The sequence below is a fragment of the Hamadaea flava genome, from assembly GCF_024172085.1.
GTDB classification, from domain to species: domain Bacteria; phylum Actinomycetota; class Actinomycetes; order Mycobacteriales; family Micromonosporaceae; genus Hamadaea; species Hamadaea flava.
In genome coordinates, this window is record NZ_JAMZDZ010000001.1 from 3,218,772 (window position 1) to 3,236,056 (window position 17,285).

A 17,285-nucleotide genomic window follows, 5' to 3' on the forward strand; every position below is an offset into this window, starting at 1 on the left:
AGACCCCTCCCCGCTTGCCTCCGCTACGGATGCAGATCACGGTTACGCGGGGAACCCCGGGCGGTTTTGGCATGCGTAACCGTGATCTGCTGCTGACGGGCGCTGTGGGACCATGGCGCATGCGCGCGATCGTCTTCGACTACTACGGCACCCTGTCGAACCCGGCCGGGGAGAGCGAACGCCGCGCGCTGTACGCCCGAACCGGCGAAACACTCGGCATCGACGGCGACGTGTTCTGGGGCGCGATGGTCGACACCTTCCGGGAACGGATCATCGGCGCGTACGGCGACACCCGGTCGACACTGTCCGCCATCGCCGGACGCTGCGGCGTGACCGCGTCGGACGACCTGCTCGCCGAAGCCGTCCGCGTTCAGTTGGCCGGCGCTCGGCATACGCAGCGCCCCCGCCCAGACGCGGTGAAGACGCTGACTGCGTTGCGGGAGCGGGGTTTCCGGCTCGCGCTGATGAGCGACTGCAGCAGCGAACTCGTCGAGGACTGGCCGAACAACCCGTTCGCGCCGCTGATCGACGCCCCCGTGTTCAGCTGGCGCGAACGCGTCCGCAAACCCGACCCGGCGCTCTACGCGGCGGCGACCTCCCGGCTCTTCGTCTCAGCGGCAGAATGCTGGTACGTCGGCGACGGCGGCGGCCGGGAACTCCGGGGCGCTCACGATGCGGGTATGCGGCCGGTACTGGTCACGAACGCGGCGCATCCCGAGGCGGCGCAGCATCGGGCCGATCCGGACGAGCACATCCCGGACTACACAGTAGACGACCTGCCCGAACTCCTCGACCTCGTCGGTTCTGCATCCAGAGTGGACCACTGAAGCGACGTCTGATCATCGCGTGCGAGCTTCCGCGCTACCGAGACCCATTGGTTTGATCGATGATCTTCGCCTCCTTGAGGTGGTCCAGCAGCACTTCATGAAGCTCAATAGCGGCAGCGGCTTCCTGGGTCCAGACCTCGCTGCGCAAAACCGCACGCTTCGCCTCGGCGGCGCTCATGATTCCGGACTTCTTGATGGCGAACATGCTGTCGCTCATATCGAGACCGTCATCGCGCAGCTGCCGCACGATGGTCTCGACACTCGCTCCGTTTCGGGCGCGTTCCGCGACCTCAATCGCGAGACGCTCGAAGTCAGGCTCCATGTCAGGGGCACCAGGCGGTTTCGGCGGCCCACTGCTCCGCCACGCCGATGACCAGGTCCACGACCGGGTCCTTCACATCCGTGTACGCGATCCGGTCGGCCACGTTATCGGCGAGCACTCGCTTGAACTGGGCGTACGCCGGAACTGCGGCGGGGTGTGCCCGGAACCAGTCGCGGAACAACAACGCGACGCGTTCGTTCGGCGAGCCCGTTAGGCGTACGTGGAGGTTCACGGGGCCGTCCGGATGGCCACGCCGGTGCCAGAACCGCTTCGCCCACCGCGCCGGGTCGTCGTCGCTGCCGGCCGGCACGTGATCCCGGTTGACCGGCGTACGCCCGAAGCCGAGCCCGCCCAACGGCCCGTCGAACGCGTCGGCGGCGGCGTCGAGGTCGGCGACGCTGACCTGGAGGTCGATGAGATCCTTCGCGGCCATTCCCGGGATCGCGGTGCTGCCGATGTGCTCGATCCGCAGCGCCTGGGGACCGAGGACGCTCGTCAGCTTGCCGATGAGCGACTGCGCCCGCGCCGGCCACTGGTCGTCGTAGTCGGCGACGATCGCGGGATCGCCAGGCGGATACGTGATCGCCTGGGCGACGATGACCCGGTCGCCGTTGAACGTCAGCGCCGGGGATCCGTGCAGCCGGTAGCCGTCGGCCAGGGCCGCGCTCACCCGCTCGCAGAACGCGGAGTCGTCCGGTCCGGTGAGTACGCGATAGGGCAACGGCTGGCTCATGACCGGAAATGGTATCGGCCGACCGATCTTGCGCTGTCGGCGAACTGCCTTGGGCGTACCAGTTGGTGGGGTGTTGAGTGGGCCGCATGGAGATCCTTGTTCTGGGCGGCACGGCCTTTCTGGGCCGGGAGTACGCGAGCCAGGCGGTGGCGCGCGGGCATCGGGTGACGTGTCTGGCGCGTGGCGAGAGCGGCGCGGTGGCCGAGGGTTCGACGCTGGTGGTGGCGGACCGGAACGAGCCGGGGGCATATGACGCCGTCGCGGACCGGGAGTGGGACGCGGTGCTGGAGGTGTCGTGGCAGCCCGGAATGGTTCGCGGCGCGCTGGACGCGTTGGCGGCCCGGGCCAAGCATTGGACCTACGTGTCGTCGGGCAACGCCTACGCGTCGTTCGGTACGCCCGGCGCGGACGAGTCGTTCCCGTTGCGTGCGGCGACCGAGCTGGACGTCGTGGAGCAGGAGCTGTACGGCGAGGCGAAGGTCGCGTGTGAGGAGGCGTCGCAGGCGGCGCTCGGGGATCGGCTGGTGATCGCCCGTGCGGGGCTGATCGGCGGGCCCGGGGATCGCAGTGACCGGGCGGGGTATTGGGTCGCGCGGGCGGCTCGGGCGGCGGAGGAACCGCTGCTGGTGCCGGACACTCCGGACGTCGCGACGCAGGTCGTCGACGTCCGCGACGTGGCCTCGTGGCTGCTCGACCTCGGCGAGTCCGGTACGCCCGGGGTGTTCGACACGGTCGGGCCGATCGTGCCGTTCGGGGAGTGGATCGAGCTGTGCCGCCAGGTCGGCGGGCACACCGGGCCGGTCGTCGCTGCCCCGGCCGAATGGCTGCGAGCGCAGGAAGTCAAGGAATACATGGGGCCGGAGTCGCTCGCGATGTGGCTCGTCGACGCCGACTACGCCGGGTGGTCCACCCGAACCGGAGCCGCTGCGCTCGCTGCCGGGCTGACGCATCGGCCGCGGGCCGAGTTCCTCGCGGACGTGCTCGCTTGGGAGCGGTCGCTGGGGCTCGACCGGGATCGGCGCGCTGGGCTCAGCTCCGGTCGCGAACGCTCCCTGCTCGCCTCGCTCGCCTGACCGTTCGCCTCGCCCGGCGCGTCCGACCGCTCGCCCCGCCCTCGCTCCGGGGGCGTGATCATGAACTATGAGTCGTGATCGACCGGCGTGTCGTGTCCGTGGCGCCCTGATCGTTCCCCGGCCGTGGTGATCGATTCCGGGGCGGGTGTCGTACGCCGGTGACACCATGGGGACGTGCTGTTCGCAGAGGTGGCCGCGACGTCGGAGGCGGTCGGGGCGACGTCCGCCCGCAAGGCCAAGATCGAGTTGCTGGCGAAGACGTTGCGCGGGTTCTCCGCCGAGGAGGCCGCGGCCGGTGCCGCGTTCCTCGCCGGTGAGCTGCGGCAGCGTACGACGGGGGTGGGGTGGGCCTCGCTCCAGGCCGCGCCGCCGCCCGCCGACATCGCGACGCTGACGGTCGGCCAGGTCGCGGCCACCGTCGACCGGCTCGCCGGGATCAGCGGCCCCGGTTCGCAGGCCCGGCGCAAGGACGAGGTCCAGGCGCTGTTCGGGGCGGCGACCGCCCCCGAGCAGAAACTGCTCCGCGGGCTGTTCACCGGCGAGGTGCGGCAGGGGGCTCTCGCGGGGGTCCTGGCTGACGCCATCGCGCAGGCCGCGGATGTTCCGGCAGCGGCGGTACGCCGTGCGCTGCTCCTCAGCGGGGACCTCGCGATCGTCGCCGCGACCGCGTTGCAGGGTGGCGCCGTCGCGCTCGGCGAGTTCACGCTGGCCGTCGGCCGTCCGCTCGCCCCGATGCTGGCCCAGTCGGCGTCCGGGGTCGACGAGGCGCTGACCGTCACGGGCGTGCCCGCGATGGCCGACGTCAAGCTCGACGGCGTACGCATCCAGGTGCACAAGTCGGGCGATGAGGTGGCCGTCTTCAGCCGCAGTCTCGACGACCTGACCGCCCGGCTGCCGGAGATCGTGGCCGCCGTCCGCTCGCTGCCCGCTCGCGACCTGGTGCTCGACGGGGAGGCGCTGGCCCTCGACGAACAGGGGCGGGCACATCCGTTCCAGATCACGGCGTCGCTCGCCGCGACCCGGTCGGGCGCGCCCGGCGGATTGGTGGCGAAGTTCTTCGACGTGCTGCACGCCGACGGCCACGATTACCTCGACGAGCCGGGGCACCGGCGCTGGGCCGCACTCTCCTCCCTGGTGCCGGCAGAACTGCTGATCGACCGGCAGGTGGTCACGTCGACCGAGGAGGCGGAGGCATACTTCGCCGCCGCGGTCGAAGCCGGCAACGAAGGGCTGGTCGTGAAGGCCGTCGACGCGGCGTACGACGTGGGCCGGCGGGGTGGCGCGTGGGTGAAGGTGAAGCCCCGGCACACCCTCGACCTCGTCGTGCTGGCCGTCGAGTGGGGCCACGGCCGGCGTACGGGGCTGCTGTCGAACCTGCATCTCGGTGCGCGCGATCCGCGTACCGGGGGCTTCGTGATGCTGGGCAAGACGTTCAAGGGGCTCACCGACGAGATGCTGCGCTGGCAGACGGAGCGGTTCCTGGAGCTGGCCGTCGAGCGCGGCGACTGGGTCGTCACCTTACGCCCGGAGCAGGTCGTCGAGGTGGCCTTCGACGGAGTGCAGACCAGTCCGCGCTATCCCGGTGGGGTGGCGCTGCGGTTCGCTCGCGTGCTGCGGTACCGGGACGACAAGCGAGCGGACGAGGCGGACACGATCGACGAAGTACTCCGCATTCACGCGGGCACGTCATGATCAGCGGATTTTTCGCGGGGCCATGACCCCACGAAACTTCCGTTGATCACGCAGCAGGCGCGGTGAGCGCATCGACGGCGTCGACCGACAGCACTCGGCGTACGACCAATTCGACGAGTCCGGCCGTCGCCGCTTCCGCCTCGGGTGGCGAAGCCACCACGCGCAGTTCCCCGACGCTGTGCGGCATCGCCACGGCACGCACCACTTCATCCACTGTGGATACGACCTCGGACTGGGCTCCGATCGACCCCCCGAGCACGAGCGTACGCGGATTCACCAGCGCGATCAGCGAAGCGAGCACCTCACCCACCCGGTGAGCGGCGGCAACCGGCGAGGCGCCTTGGAGGGCGTACCCGGCGGCGAAGGCCGCGAGGCAGCCGTGCCGGCCGCATCGGCACAGCGGACCGGACGGGTCGACACGGATGTGCCCGATGTCGCCGGCCGCCCCGTCGGCGCCGATCAGACAGTGGCCGTCGACGACGACGCCCGCGCCGATGCCGCTGGCCCACTTCACCCCGAGCACCACGTCGCCGGAACCCGCCGCCGAGCCAGAGCCGGAGCCCGAGCCCGAGCCCGAGCCCGAGCCCGAGCCGGAGTCCGAACCAGAGCCGGAGCCCGAGCCAGAGCCGGAGCCCGAGCCCGAGCCCATACATGACTTAATCGAGAGCGCCGCGCCGAGGGCGAAGGCCCGCGCGTCGTTCTCCAGGATCACTGGCACGTCCCATGACTCCCGGAGGCGCTCCACCGGGAAGGACGGCAGCACGGTCGAGGCCGTCGGCAGCCCGGTCCCGGGTGAGATCGGCGCGGGCAGTCCGACGCCCACGCCGATCAGCCGCTCGCCCGGCGTCAGCCCCAAGCCCTTCGCCGCCCGGAGCAGCTCGGTGACGACGACGTCCGGGGAGGCGAGATCGACTGCGAGCGACGCCGACCGCAACGTCCGCCCATGTACGCCGCTGTACGTGACGCGAGCCTGCGTATGCCCGACGTCGAAGGTGAGCACGACCATCGACCGGTCGTCGAACCGGAGGAGCTGAGCCGGGCGGCCGCCTTCGGACCGGGTCGGCCCGGCCTCGTGGACGAGCCCGGCCGCGAAGAGCGGGGCGAGCCGTTCCAGCAGCGTCGGCCGCGACATCCCGGTGGCGTCGAGCAGCTCCCGCCGCGTCCACTGTGGCCGCGTACGGATCAGGGCAAGCAGATGGCCGGGTCCGCTGACTGCCATGTGTTCACCTCTTGACAGCTATGTAAACGATTTGGACACTTGCGTCAGCCCGTTTGACAAAACCCCCATGAGGGTACCGGCGACCGCCGGACCGACCTAGGGAGTCCCATGACCAACGAGGCAAGAGCTACCCGCCGTGCGCTGCTTCAAGCCGCGTTGGCAGCGCCGATGCTAGCCGCGTGCGGCGGAGTTTCCACGAGCGGCGCCGGTGGCGCGGGTTCGGTGAACTTCCTCTCGACCCAGTTCACCCCGGTCGAGGAGCGCCAGCGGTTCGAGAAGATCCTCGCCGACAAGGTGACCAGCGCCAAGGTCGGCTACAACCCCGTCGACAACTCCACTTTCGCCACCACTCTGCGTACCCAGGTGGAAGCCGGGAAGGTGCAGGTGAACCTGGTCGGCGGCCTGCACGGTGACCTGGCGCCGCTCGGCGACAAGCTGATGGACCTCGACGACCTGGCCGGTTCCCTCACGGACCGCGGGTTCGCCGCGGACCTGATCGAGCTGGGCAAGCTCGGCGGGACCACGACGAAGTACATCCCGTGGATGCAGGCCACCTACATGCTGGCGGTCAACAAGAAGGCGTTGCAGTGGCTGCCCGCCGGCGCGGACGTGCAGAAGCTGACCTACGACCAGTTCTTGAGCTGGATGACGGCGGCGAAGGCGGGCAACGGCGGCAAGCCGGTGTTCGGGCTCGGCGCCGGGCCGAAGGGCCTCTATCACCGGTTCTTCCAGGGTTTCCTGCTGCCGAGCTTCACCGGCGGGCAGATCACCACGTTCCGCAGCGCCGAGGCGGTGACGGCCTGGGAGTACATGAAGGAGCTCTGGGGGCAGACCGCGCCCGCGTCGACCAACTACGACTTCGTCCAGGAACCGTTGCAGCGTGGTGAGGTGCTCGTCGGCTTCGACCACGTCGCCCGGCTCGCCACCGCACCGAAGGACAAACCGGACGAGTGGCTCATGGTGCCCGCGCCGAGTGGCCCGAAGGGGCTGGGCTACATGCTGGTCATCGCCGGGTTGGGCATCCCCAAGGGCGCGCCCGACGCCGACAAGGCCAAAGAGGTCATCCGGACACTGACCACGCCGCCGGTCCAGACCGAGGTGTTGCGGCAGAACGCGTTCTTCCCCGTGGTGAAGGCCGATCTGCCAGGCGACCTGCCGGCCGCGATCGGGTTGGAGGCCAAGGCTGTCGCCGCCCAGCAGTCCGCCACCAGTGCGATCGTCTCGCTGCCGCCGGTCGGGCTCGGCGCCAAGGACGGTGAGGTCAGTCAGATCTTCAAGGACACGTTCAAGGCGATCTGCCTCGACGGCAAGCCGGTGAAAGCGACCCTGGACGCGCAGGCGACCAAGCTCAACGGGATCCTCGACGAGCTGAAGGTGACCTGCTGGAAGCCGGATCCCACCGGGTCGCCGTGCCGGGCGGCGTAAGGCCGCGCGGGCCGCTCTGGCTCATCACGCCCTCGCTGATCTTCCTCACGGCGCTGTTCGCCTGGCCGCTGGTAGCGGGCATCGGCCAGGCACTCACCGGTCCCGGCGGCTTCACCCTGGCCAATGTGCGGCGCATGCTCGACGACCCGTACTTCTGGCCGGCGGCGCGCAACACGGCGCTGCTCATCGTGGTGCTCATCCCGCTCCAGTTCGCGCTCGCGATCGCCATGGCGCTGCTGCTTCGCGCCCGCCCGCGGTTCGCGGGCGTCTACTTCTACATCTGGGTCATCCCGCTCGCGATCAGCGATCTGGCCGCGGGACTCGTCTGGCTCGCGGTGTTCACGGATCGGGGCTACCTCAACTCCGCGTTGGCTCACCTTCAGATCGACGGGTACGCCTGGCTCAGTTACCAGCATCCGGTCACGATGTTCCTGGCGGTGGTGGTGGCCGAGCTGTGGCGGTCGACCTCACTCGTCTTCGTCATCGTGGTGGCCGGGATGCAGAGCATTCCGCGGGACTACGACGAGGCGGCCGCGGTCTTCGGGGCGAGCTATTGGCAGCGGCTGCGCAAGGTGATCCTGCCGCAGCTGCGGCCGAGCCTCCAGGTGGCGCTGATCCTGCGGACGATCCTGGCGCTGGAGACCTTCGCCGTGGCCCAGGCGCTCACCGGGCGCAACCTGCCGCTGCTCGTGGGTGAGACGTATCAGTGGTACAGCGTGCTCCAGAATCCGAACGTGGCGACCGCGATCGCGCTCGTCATCCTCGCGCTGTCGATGCTGGCGGCGTTCGGATATCTGCGGGCGCTCCGAGAGCCGGGTGGGCAGCCGTGAAGCGTACGTGGGGTCTTCAGCTCGCCTGTCTCGCCGTGACCGCGTTCTTCGGCGTACCGCTGTATCTGATCGCACTGGCCGCCTTCGCCAGCCGCGAATCGCTCGACCGGTTCCCGTTGTCGCTGCTGCCGACCGATGTCTCGGCCGAGACCATCACGACGTTCCTCGGCTCGACCGGCGTCGTCGGCGGCTACCTGAACTCCCTCATGGTCGGGCTGAGCACGGTCGTGCTCGCGCTGCTGGTCGGCGTCCCCGCCGGGTACGCCCTGGCCCGCTACGCCTTCCGCGGCCGCGACCCGTATCAGCTGTTCCTGCTGCTGACCCGGGCGTTGCCGATCGTCGTCCTGTCGGTGCCGCTGGCCCGGATCTTCCTCCAGACCGGCCTCTACGACACGACGTACGCCGTGACGCTGCTGCACACCGCGCTGGCGCTGCCGACGACCGTGCTCATCACCTCGGCTGTCTTCGTCGGGGTGCCCCGGGAGCACGAGGAGGCGGCCCAGGTCTTCGGGGCGTCGCCGGTGCGGGCCTTCGCCCGCGTGGTGCTGCCGCAGGCGCTGCCCGGCATCGCGGCGGTCGCCATGTTCACCTTCGTCCTGTCCTGGAACGAGGTCCTGGGCGCGACGATCCTCACCCTCAATCAACGGACACTGCCCGCGCACGTGCTGACCACGCTGTCCGACTCGCCGTTGGCGTACCGCTTCGCCGGTGGCCTGGCGCTCGTCGGACCGGCGATCGTGTTCGTCGCCGTGATGCGCCGCTACCTGCTCAACATGTGGGGGACCACGCTGCGATGAAGATCACGATCAGCGATCTCGTGAAGACCTATCCGGGCCAGGCCCGGCGGGCCACCGACGACGTCTCGCTGGAGGTCGCCGACGGCGAGTTCCTCGTGCTCGTGGGGCCGAGCGGCTGTGGCAAGACCACCCTGCTGCGGATGGTCGCCGGACTGGAGACGCCCGACACGGGCACCATCCACATCGGAGACAAGGACGTCACCGGGCTGGCCGCGCGCCACCGGGGGATCTCCATGGTCTTCCAGTCGTACGCGATCTTCCCGCACATGAAGGTCCGCGAGAACATCGGCTTCGGCCTGGCCATGCGCAAGGTGGACGCGGCCGAGATCCGCCGCCGGGTCGACCAGGCCGCGGAGCTGTTGCAGCTGACCGAGGTGCTCGACCGGTTTCCGGCCCAGCTGTCCGGCGGGCAGCGGCAGCGGGTCGCCGTGGCCCGCGCGGTCGTGGTGGACTCGGGCGTCCTGCTCATGGACGAGCCGCTGTCCAATCTAGATGCGCTGCTGCGCCTCCAGTTCCGGGCCGAACTCAAGAAGATCGTCCGGGAGATCGGCACCACCACCCTCTACGTCACCCACGACCAGGCCGAGGCCATGTCGCTCGGCGACCGGGTGGCGGTCATGCGCGACGGCCGCATCGCCCAGCTCGGCCCGCCGCTGGAGGTCTACGACACCCCGTCCGATCAGTTCGTCGGCGGCTTCCTCGGCTCGCCGCCGATGAACTTCCTGCCCGGCTCCGCCCTTGTCGCAGTCCTCGGCGCCGACTCCGCGCCCGGCTTGGACAATGTGCTCGTCGGCGTACGCGCGGAGAAGGTCGCGGTCGACGCCGAGCGCACCGCCGACGCCGTCCCGGCGACGGTCGAGGTCGTCGAACCGACCGGGGCCTCGATGCTGCTCACCGTGCTGCTGGACGGGCACCGGCTCAAGGTGTCCACGCCGCCGACCTTCACGGCCGCCCCCGAGCAGCAGATCTGGCTTCGCTTCGACCCGGCGTCGCTGCGCTTCTACGACCCGGAGACCGGCCTGGCTCTGCTGAAGTCCTGACACGGAACGCGGACGGCGTCCCAGAAGGACGCCGTCCGCTATCGGGGATGTGAGGGTCTACCAATAGTGCCGACGGCCGGCCACGGGGCGGCCGATCGCGCCGAGCAGGTAGAGGACGGCCCCCACCACCAGCAGGATGATGCCGAGCGTCTGCAGAATTCCGACGTGCAGCAGCCATCCCAGGAGAAGTAGCACCACACCAGCGACAAGCATCGTGTCCTCCTTCGATGTCCTCGATGGAGTACCCGAATTCGGCGCTCGCTACACGAGGGCGAGTTCTTTGGCCCTCGGCAGCACGATCTCCTCGGGCGTCACCGTCGCCAGCCGCACCATGGCCTGCCGGTCCGCGTCGTCGATCGGGGTGTAGACGCTGAACCGAACCTTCCGCTGGTCGCCCAGGTAGGAGTGGACGACCTCGGCGTGGATCGTGCCGGCCTCGTCGTGCCGCAACGTCTTGAGGACGCCGTCGAGGCTGGCGACCTCCTGCCGCCGCCAGATCTCCGCGAACTCCGGCGAATGCGCCTCCACCAGCTTCACCAGCCGCTGCCACCCCGGGTCGCCGACGTCGGCCGCCATCGCCACGCGCATCTTCGCGACCAGGCGCGGGGCGGTCTCCGCCCAGCCGCCGATGATCGAGCGCATCCGCGGATTGGCGAAGAAGAGCAGCAGCGAGTTCTGGTACTCGTCCGGCAGGCTCCGATAATCGCCGAACATCGCCAGGTAGGAATGGTTCGACGCGAGGATCTCCCAGCCGGGACCGACGACCACGGCGGGATAAGGGTCGACCTGGTGAAGCATCAGCTCCACCGCCCGGCCGACCTTCGGCTCCCGCGCAGCGGGGTGCGGCTCGGTCAGCTCGGCGAGGGCGAACAGATGCTGCCGCTCGGCGTCGTCCATCCGCAGCACCCGGGCCACCGCGCCGAGCACCTGCGTCGACACGTTGATCGAACGGCCCTGCTCCAGCCAGGTGTACCAGGTCACACCGATGCCGGACAGCATCGCGACCTCTTCGCGGCGCAGGCCGGGCGTACGCCGCCGCAGTCCGTCCGGTAGGCCCACCATTTCCGGGGTGGTGCGCTCACGCCGGGATCGAATGAACTCTCCGAGTGCTTGTCTGCGCTGTTCATCCCTAGCCTGGTTCACCCAGTAACAGTATCAGTGGGCTCTAGGTACCAGGCTTGAGCGCGTACCAGGGTGATCGTATGACCACTGCGACGCTTCCCGCCGCCACCGCCACCACCCGGCCGGCGGCTCCGTGGCGGGCGCTGCCGATCCTGTTGCTCGGCGCTTTCCTGCCCATCCTCGACGCCTTCATCGTCAACGTCGCCCTCCCGACCATCGGCCGTACGCTCAACGCCGGTCCGGCAGCGCTGGAGCTGACCGTGTCCGGCTACGGCGTCGCGTACGCCTGCACGCTGGTGGCCGGCGGCCGCCTCGGCGACCGCTTCGGCCGCAAGCGAATGCTGCTCATCGGCATGTCCGCGTTCACCGTCGCCTCGGCCGCCTGCGGGCTGGCCCCGACCGCCGGCGCGCTCATCGCCTTCCGCATCCTGCAAGGGCTGGGCGCCGCCCTGCTGTTCCCACAGGTGCTGGCCTCGATCCAGGCCGGTTTCGAGGGCGCCGACCGGCAGAAGGCGCTCGGCCTGTTCGGCTCGATGGCCGGGCTCGCCGGCGCGGTCGGCCAGATCCTCGGCGGCGCGCTGCTCGCCTGGGACGTCGCCGGGCTCTCCTGGCGGCCGCTGTTCCTGATCAACGTGCCCGTCGGCATCGCCGCCGTCGTGCTCGGCCGGCGGTTCGTCCCCGAGACCCGGGCTCCCCGGGCGGCGCGGGTCGACCTGTGGGGCGCGCTGCTGCTGGCCGCCACCATCGCACTTCTCCTGCTCCCGATCACCCTTGGGCGTACCGAGGAATGGCCATTGTGGACGTGGCTGAGCCTGGCCGCGGTCGTGCCCGCCGCGGTGACCTTCTTCTGGACCCAGGGCCGGCAGGAGCGGCGCGGCGGAAACCCGCTGTTACCGCCGAGCCTGCTGAGCCTGCGCCTGGCCCGGCGCGCGCTGCTGGCGATCCTGCTGTTCGCCACGCTCATCGGCGGATTCCTGTTCACCGTCGCGGTCACCCTGCAGATGGGGCATGCGTTCGGGCCGATGGCCGCCGGGCTGGCCATGGGACCGTGCGCGATCACGTTCCTCTGGATCTCGCTGCGGGTCGGCCGCTGGGTCAGCCGGTACGGCGTGCGCGTCCTGATCGCCGGCGCGCTCATCTTCGGACTCGGGATCGTGGCGTTCGCCGCCGTCGTGCAGTACGCCGATCACCTGAGCGTCGTCGTGGCGGCCATCCCACTGGTGGTGGTCGGCGTCGGCTGGGCGATGGTGCTGTCCCCCGCCATCGGGTTCGTCCTGTCGGGGCTGCCCGCCGACCGGGCCGGACTGGCCGGTGGCGTGCTCTCGACGGCGATGCAGATGGGGCTGGCGCTCGGCGCCTCGCTCCTCGGCTCGGTTCTCTTCGCCACCAGTTCGCTGGTGGCCCTCGGCTGCTGCCTGGTCCTGGCGGTGTCGACCGCGATCGCGTACGCCCGGCTTTCGCCACGCCCGGCCGGGTCATGATCGTGCGGCCTATGCTGGCGGATATGAGCTTTCCACCGTCCGCACCGCCGATCGAGGACGTCAAGAAGGTCCTCTGCGTGTTCGCCCACCCCGACGACGTCGACTTCGGCAGCGCCGCCACCGTGGCCCGCTGGGTCGACGAGGGCATCCAGGTGGCGTACGTGCTGGTGACCCGGGGCGACGCCGGCGGCTTCGACAACACCCCGCGGGACGAGATGCCCGGCCTCCGCGAGGCCGAACAGCGAGCCGCGGCGAAGGCGATCGGCGTCAGCCAGGTCGAGTTCCTGGAGGGCTACTTCGACGGCAAGATCACGCCGTCCCTGGAGCTGCGGCGCGAACTCGTCGCCGCGATCCGCCGTCACCGCCCGGACCGCATCCTCACCAGCTCGCCGCTGCGCCGGTGGGAACGGATCTCCGGGCCGAGCCACCCCGACCACCTGGCCGTCGGGGAAGCCCTGACGTGCGCGGTCTACCCGGACGCCCGCAACGAGTTCGCGCTGCCCGAACTGCTGGCGGCCGGGTTGGAGCCGTGGGTCGTCCGGGAGATCTGGTACTCCGGCGGCCCGTCGCCGGACCACGCCGTCGACGCCACCGACTACTTCGACCGCAAGCTCGCCGCGCTACGAGCACACGCCTCGCAGACCCGGCACATGGAAGACCTCGAAGGCATGCTGCGCGGCTGGATGGGATCCACCGCTCAAGCCGCCGGCCTCGGCGAGGGCCGCCTTGCCGAGGCGTACACCATCATCCGCACCGAGTGAGACTCCCGCTCCATTTGCTGCAGATCACGGTTATGCATGCTTCCCACCGCACTTTTGGCCTGCGTAACCGTGATCTGCCGCTTTCCGTACGCCCGCGAGCCGGCGTACGGGGGCAGCGTCAGCGGGTGAGGGCACCCGCGACCTCGGTCCGCGAGGCGACCCCGAGCTTGTGCAGGATGCTCGACACATGCACGGCCGCGGTCTTCGGCGAGATGTAGAGCCGCCGGGCCAGCTCGGCGTTGGTCAGCCCTTCCGCGACGAGCAGCGCCACTTCCCGTTCCCGGGGCGTCAGCGGCACCACGCCGTTGGCGACGGCCCGGCTGTGCGCCGGAGCCAGCCCGAGTTGGGCCCTGACCTGGTCCAGCTGGGCGACTCGCCAGCCGCCCCACCGGCTGAGCAGGTCGGCCGCCTTGTCGGCGAGCTTGGTCGCGCCGGCGTTCTGACCGGCGGCGAGCAGCCGCCGGGCGGCAAGCGTGTGCGCCGTTCCGCGTACGCTCGGCGGCAGGATCGCCGAGTCGAACACCGCCCGGTAGCCGCGCAGGGCGCGGTCGTCGTCGCCGGCGAGTTCGGCCAGCTGCGCCGTCACGAGTTCCCGCCAGTCGTCCCAGAGCTGCCCGTCGAGCATCACCTCACCGAGGTGGCGTACGCGCTCGCGGGGCAGCCCGGCGTACAGGGCGGCGGTGATCAGGTCGTGGGCTTGTTCGCCGCTCCGCCACGGCAGCTGCGCCAACGCCGCCAGTACGCCATCGAGCAGCTCGATCGCCCGGTCGTCGCTGGAGCGGCAGGCGAGGTGGAAGTCCAGACCGGGCAGGACCAGGGGCGACAGCCCGGGCTGGGAGCGCAGCTCGGCCAGGATCGCCGTGACCCGGCGGAGTTCACCGGCCTCCAGGCTCAACCCGGCGAGGAAGACCGAGTGGTAGTCGGCGCGACGGCCGCGCAACACGTAGCCGCGGTCTCGCGTACGCCCCTCGTCGAGGGCGGCGATCGCGGCGGCGAGGTCGCCCTCCCGCATCGCGATCCGCGCCCGTCCCTGGAAGTACGCCGCCACGGCGAGCGACTCGAACCCGGCCCGCTCGGCGTCGACCCGCATGCGTTCCAGCACTTCGGCCTGGTCGGCGAGGGACTCCGAGGGGGGCATCTGGACGAGGTTGTAGAGGGCGCGGGCGGCCAGCACCCACTCCCCCAGCTTCTCCGCCTCGTCGATCATCCCGGCGAGGATCGCGCGCCCCTCTTCGGCCGTCGCGGGCTGCTCCGCGAGCGTCGAGCCCTTCTCGACCAGGGCGGCCAGGCGTACGGCGGGCAGGTCGAACTCGGCCGCCAGCGCGAGCGCGCGATCGGACCAGAGCAGCGCCTCGTCGACCCGGTCGCGCAGCATCGCCGACTGCGCCACCGCAGTCATCGCCCGCGCCTGGTCGGCCCCCGGCGGCAGGGTCGCGATCAGCTGCTCGATCTCGGTCGTCCAGGACTCCATGCCGGTGGTGTCGTCGGACTCCCAGGCCAGCCGGATCAGCAGGTAGAGCGCGTCGGCGCGATCGGTCGACGTGGTGGCCAGATCACGCCACTTCCGCGCGTACTCCGCGGCGTCGTCGAGCAGCCCGGCCAGCCAGGCGGCGCGGGCCGCCGCGCTGAGCAGCTCGAGGTCGTCGCCTTCCTCCTCCAGCCCCATCTCGGAAAGCTGCAACGCCTGGTACGCCGAACCGATGGACAGGTAGAGGGCGGCGCCACGACGGGCGGCGGCCACCATGTCGTCGTAGCGTCCGGCCGCCTCGGCGTGATGCGCGACCAGTGCCGGGTCGACCTCGTCCGCCGCGAGCAATGCCTCCAGGGCGGCCTCGTGCAGGCGGCGGCGCTGGCGGCTGAGCATCTGGCCGGTGATCGCCTCCCGCAGCAGGGCGTGGCGGAAGGTGAACTCGTCGTCGCCCGATTCGACCAGCACGCCGCGCTGGACCAACTCGCGCAGGACGTCGATCAGCTCGTCTTCACCGGCCTTGGTGACCGCCGCGAGCAGGTCGAACGGGATGCGGTGCCCGAGCAGGGCAGCCGCTTCGAGGATGCGCTGACCGGCCGGGTCGAGTCCGGTGGCCTGCCGACGCAGCACCTCGGCGAGGCTCCACGGCAGTGGCTGCTCGCAGACGGCCTCCAGGTCCTGACCCTCGTACGCCCGCAGCAGTTCTTCCAGGAAGAAGGGGTTGCCCCCGGTGCGGTTGTGCAGGGTGACGGCGGTCCGATAGGACACCGGGCGGCCGCCCGCGATCGCCAGCATGGCCGCGGTCTCGGCCGTGGTGAGCCGTTCGAGCCGCAGGTGGGTCACGGCGTGCCGGCGTTCCATCCGTTCCAGCAGCGCCGACACCGGATGCCGGCTCGTCACCTCGCCGGGGCGGTAGGTGCCGATGAGCAGATGGGCGCCGGGTCGGTCGGCGAGGCGCTCGAACAGAGCGGCGCTCTCGGAGTCGGCCCAGTGCAGATCCTCGAAGACGAGGACGGACGGCGCGTCGCCGACCAGCCGGGAGACGATGTCCAGCCCGGCGTGCAGCCGTTCGACCGGGCTGCGACCGGGGTCGACCAGCGAGGCGACCTCCGCGTCCACCCCGAGTACGCCACGCGAGGTCAGCCGGCCAGCGCCGTCGATCGCGTCGAGCAGCAGTTCGTAGGGCCGGGCGAGGGAACCGGGCTCGGCGTGGCCGACCAGCACGACGTTGCCCTCGGGCAGGGTCGGCAGGAACTCCTGGATCAGCCGGGTCTTGCCGATGCCCGGCTCGCCGCCCACGATGGCGACCTGCGGACGCCCGGACGCGACGAGCCGCGTCAACTGACGCAGCTCGTGGTCTCGGCCGATCATGCTCTGGCTCGCGCCGTCGCGCAGGAAACGCACGCCACCAAGATACCGGCGAGCTGGGACAGGCCCTAGAGCGTTGTGAGCCGCCCCTCGGTGGAAGGGCGGCTCACAACGGATTGTTTCGGGCGCGATCACTTGTGGGATCGCTCCGAGCGCTTGATCCGGCTCCTCCGAGCACGGGCGAGCACGCGGGTCCGGTCGGCCTCGGCGATCAGCTCCGCCTGGTGGAGCTTGGCCATGTCGAACAGGGTGTCGGGTGAGGTGAACATCTTCGGCTCCTTGGTGGTGTCTCTCGTTCTTTCGTCACCACCTATGTTCCGCTGGTAAGGAGTCAAAGCCATCAGGAGCGATGACGTATCTTGCCCGGACCGGCCTACCTACCCACCCACACCCCCGTCTAGGTATATCTAGACCCATCCCGTCAGCGAGGCGAAGAACCCCGCCGGATCCTCGCGGTGGATGCAATGACCGGCTCCGGCGACGACGCGTACCTCGAAGCCCCGGTCCCGCAACCGCCGCGCGAGCCCGTCATCGATCAGATCTCCCGCACCAGCCGCCTGGACCAGCGACGGGACCACCGCACTCTCCGGCGTGAAGTCGCGCCCGCTCAGGTCGGCCAGGGCCGTCCCGATCTCCCGGTCGAACCGTCCGAACCCCGCGATCTCGGCCGCGACGTCCGCGTCGCTCCATCGTGGATTCATTGCTCGTACGCTGTGAGCAGTGGCCTGATCCGCGAAGGTGGCGAGCGTAGTGCGCAGCTCGGGTGGCGTGAACGGCAGGACGAAGGCGGGGTCGGAGTAGACGGCGCGCGCCGGGCGCAACCGGTCGACGGCCAGCGCCAGGGCGAGCCCGCCGAGGGAGTGTCCGATCGCGATGTCGGCTCCCGTCGGCAGGTTCTCGACCAGGTCGTCCGCGTACGACTTCGGGGCGTAGTCACCGCGCGGACTGAGCCCGTGACCCCGCAGATCCGGGGCGATCACCCGGTAGCCGCGGCGGATCAGCTCGGCCTCGACCGCTTGCCACGTCCCGTGGTCGGCCATCGCACCGTGCAGGAGCACGGCGACCTTGTCACCGTCGCCTGCTTCGTGGACGTGCAGCTTCACCGCACTGCTCCCATCAGATCGATC

17 protein-coding genes are annotated in these 17,285 nt (G+C 70.4%); 9 read left to right on the forward strand and 8 right to left on the reverse strand.

The genetic code is table 11. The annotated features are described in order from the left end of the window. Nucleotides 1-71 precede the first annotated feature (71 nt). Entirely contained in the window at nt 72-827 is a 756-nt protein-coding gene (locus HDA40_RS15045) for an HAD family hydrolase (RefSeq protein ID WP_253756168.1), read from the forward strand. 34 nt (nt 828-861) lie between these two features. Here HDA40_RS15045 and HDA40_RS15050 read toward each other — a convergent pair whose 3' ends face one another. Together HDA40_RS15050 and HDA40_RS15055 are read right to left on the reverse strand one after the other, a co-directional pair. Beyond that, complete coding sequence (locus HDA40_RS15050) at nt 862-1,149, reverse strand: hypothetical protein (RefSeq protein WP_253756170.1); 288 nt, start codon at nt 1,147-1,149, stop codon at nt 862-864. A gap of 1 nt (nt 1,150) precedes the next feature. Beyond that, the gene (locus tag HDA40_RS15055) at nt 1,151-1,882 is read right to left on the reverse strand and encodes a GrpB family protein (RefSeq protein WP_253756172.1); all 732 of its coding nucleotides are present in this window, start codon (nt 1,880-1,882) and stop codon (nt 1,151-1,153) included. A gap of 86 nt (nt 1,883-1,968) precedes the next feature. Between HDA40_RS15055 and HDA40_RS15060 the strand changes: the two genes are divergently transcribed. Next, nucleotides 1,969-2,955, forward strand: coding sequence for an NAD-dependent epimerase/dehydratase family protein (locus HDA40_RS15060; protein ID WP_253756174.1), 987 nt, complete (start codon nt 1,969-1,971; stop codon nt 2,953-2,955). A gap of 174 nt (nt 2,956-3,129) precedes the next feature. Further along, nucleotides 3,130-4,647 carry an ATP-dependent DNA ligase gene (locus tag HDA40_RS15065; RefSeq protein WP_253756177.1) on the forward strand — a complete coding sequence of 506 codons (1,518 nt, stop codon included), beginning with the start codon at nt 3,130-3,132 and terminating at the stop codon, nt 4,645-4,647. Nucleotides 4,648-4,693: 46 nt separating this feature from the next. Here the strand turns inward: HDA40_RS15065 and HDA40_RS15070 are convergent, their stop codons facing one another. Then, nucleotides 4,694-5,866 carry an ROK family protein gene (locus HDA40_RS15070; RefSeq protein ID WP_253756179.1) on the reverse strand — a complete coding sequence of 391 codons (1,173 nt, stop codon included), beginning with the start codon at nt 5,864-5,866 and terminating at the stop codon, nt 4,694-4,696. A gap of 108 nt (nt 5,867-5,974) precedes the next feature. Between HDA40_RS15070 and HDA40_RS15075 the strand changes: the two genes are divergently transcribed. From HDA40_RS15075 to HDA40_RS15090, 4 genes are read left to right on the forward strand one after another with little or no spacing between them, the layout of a single operon-like run. Then, nucleotides 5,975-7,291 (forward strand): ABC transporter substrate-binding protein, encoded by a 1,317-nt coding sequence (locus HDA40_RS15075; RefSeq protein ID WP_253756181.1) that lies wholly within the window; start codon nt 5,975-5,977, stop codon nt 7,289-7,291. Then, nucleotides 7,276-8,121 (forward strand): carbohydrate ABC transporter permease, encoded by an 846-nt coding sequence (locus HDA40_RS15080; protein WP_253756183.1) that lies wholly within the window; start codon nt 7,276-7,278, stop codon nt 8,119-8,121. The genes HDA40_RS15075 and HDA40_RS15080 overlap by 16 nt, the downstream gene beginning before the upstream one ends. Next, entirely contained in the window at nt 8,118-8,918 is an 801-nt protein-coding gene (locus HDA40_RS15085; RefSeq protein WP_253756185.1) for a carbohydrate ABC transporter permease, read from the forward strand. The genes HDA40_RS15080 and HDA40_RS15085 overlap by 4 nt, the downstream gene beginning before the upstream one ends. Then, nucleotides 8,915-9,958 carry an ABC transporter ATP-binding protein gene (locus HDA40_RS15090; protein ID WP_253756187.1) on the forward strand — a complete coding sequence of 348 codons (1,044 nt, stop codon included), beginning with the start codon at nt 8,915-8,917 and terminating at the stop codon, nt 9,956-9,958. The genes HDA40_RS15085 and HDA40_RS15090 overlap by 4 nt, the downstream gene beginning before the upstream one ends. A gap of 57 nt (nt 9,959-10,015) precedes the next feature. On the opposite strand, the gene HDA40_RS15095 is transcribed toward HDA40_RS15090, so the two are convergent. Both HDA40_RS15095 and HDA40_RS15100 read right to left on the reverse strand, forming a co-directional pair. Continuing rightward, the gene (locus HDA40_RS15095) at nt 10,016-10,171 is read right to left on the reverse strand and encodes a DUF6131 family protein (protein WP_253756189.1); all 156 of its coding nucleotides are present in this window, start codon (nt 10,169-10,171) and stop codon (nt 10,016-10,018) included. Nucleotides 10,172-10,219: 48 nt separating this feature from the next. After that, nucleotides 10,220-11,101, reverse strand: a complete 882-nt coding sequence (locus HDA40_RS15100) for a helix-turn-helix transcriptional regulator (protein ID WP_308197709.1) — start codon at nt 11,099-11,101, stop codon at nt 10,220-10,222. 59 nt (nt 11,102-11,160) lie between these two features. Between HDA40_RS15100 and HDA40_RS15105 the strand changes: the two genes are divergently transcribed. After that, complete coding sequence (locus HDA40_RS15105) at nt 11,161-12,561, forward strand: MFS transporter (protein ID WP_253756194.1); 1,401 nt, start codon at nt 11,161-11,163, stop codon at nt 12,559-12,561. Nucleotides 12,562-12,584: 23 nt separating this feature from the next. Next, complete coding sequence (locus HDA40_RS15110) at nt 12,585-13,322, forward strand: PIG-L deacetylase family protein (protein ID WP_253756196.1); 738 nt, start codon at nt 12,585-12,587, stop codon at nt 13,320-13,322. Nucleotides 13,323-13,440: 118 nt separating this feature from the next. On the opposite strand, the gene HDA40_RS15115 is transcribed toward HDA40_RS15110, so the two are convergent. The 3 genes from HDA40_RS15115 to HDA40_RS15125 form a co-directional block, all read right to left on the reverse strand. Further along, on the reverse strand, nt 13,441-16,194 hold the full coding sequence (locus HDA40_RS15115; RefSeq protein ID WP_253756198.1) for an ATP-binding protein: 2,754 nt from the start codon (nt 16,192-16,194) through the stop codon (nt 13,441-13,443). 95 nt (nt 16,195-16,289) lie between these two features. Further along, nucleotides 16,290-16,427, reverse strand: coding sequence for a hypothetical protein (locus tag HDA40_RS15120; protein WP_253756200.1), 138 nt, complete (start codon nt 16,425-16,427; stop codon nt 16,290-16,292). 138 nt (nt 16,428-16,565) lie between these two features. Beyond that, nucleotides 16,566-17,261 carry an alpha/beta fold hydrolase gene (locus HDA40_RS15125; protein WP_253756202.1) on the reverse strand — a complete coding sequence of 232 codons (696 nt, stop codon included), beginning with the start codon at nt 17,259-17,261 and terminating at the stop codon, nt 16,566-16,568. Between the last annotated feature and the right edge of the window lie 24 nt (nt 17,262-17,285).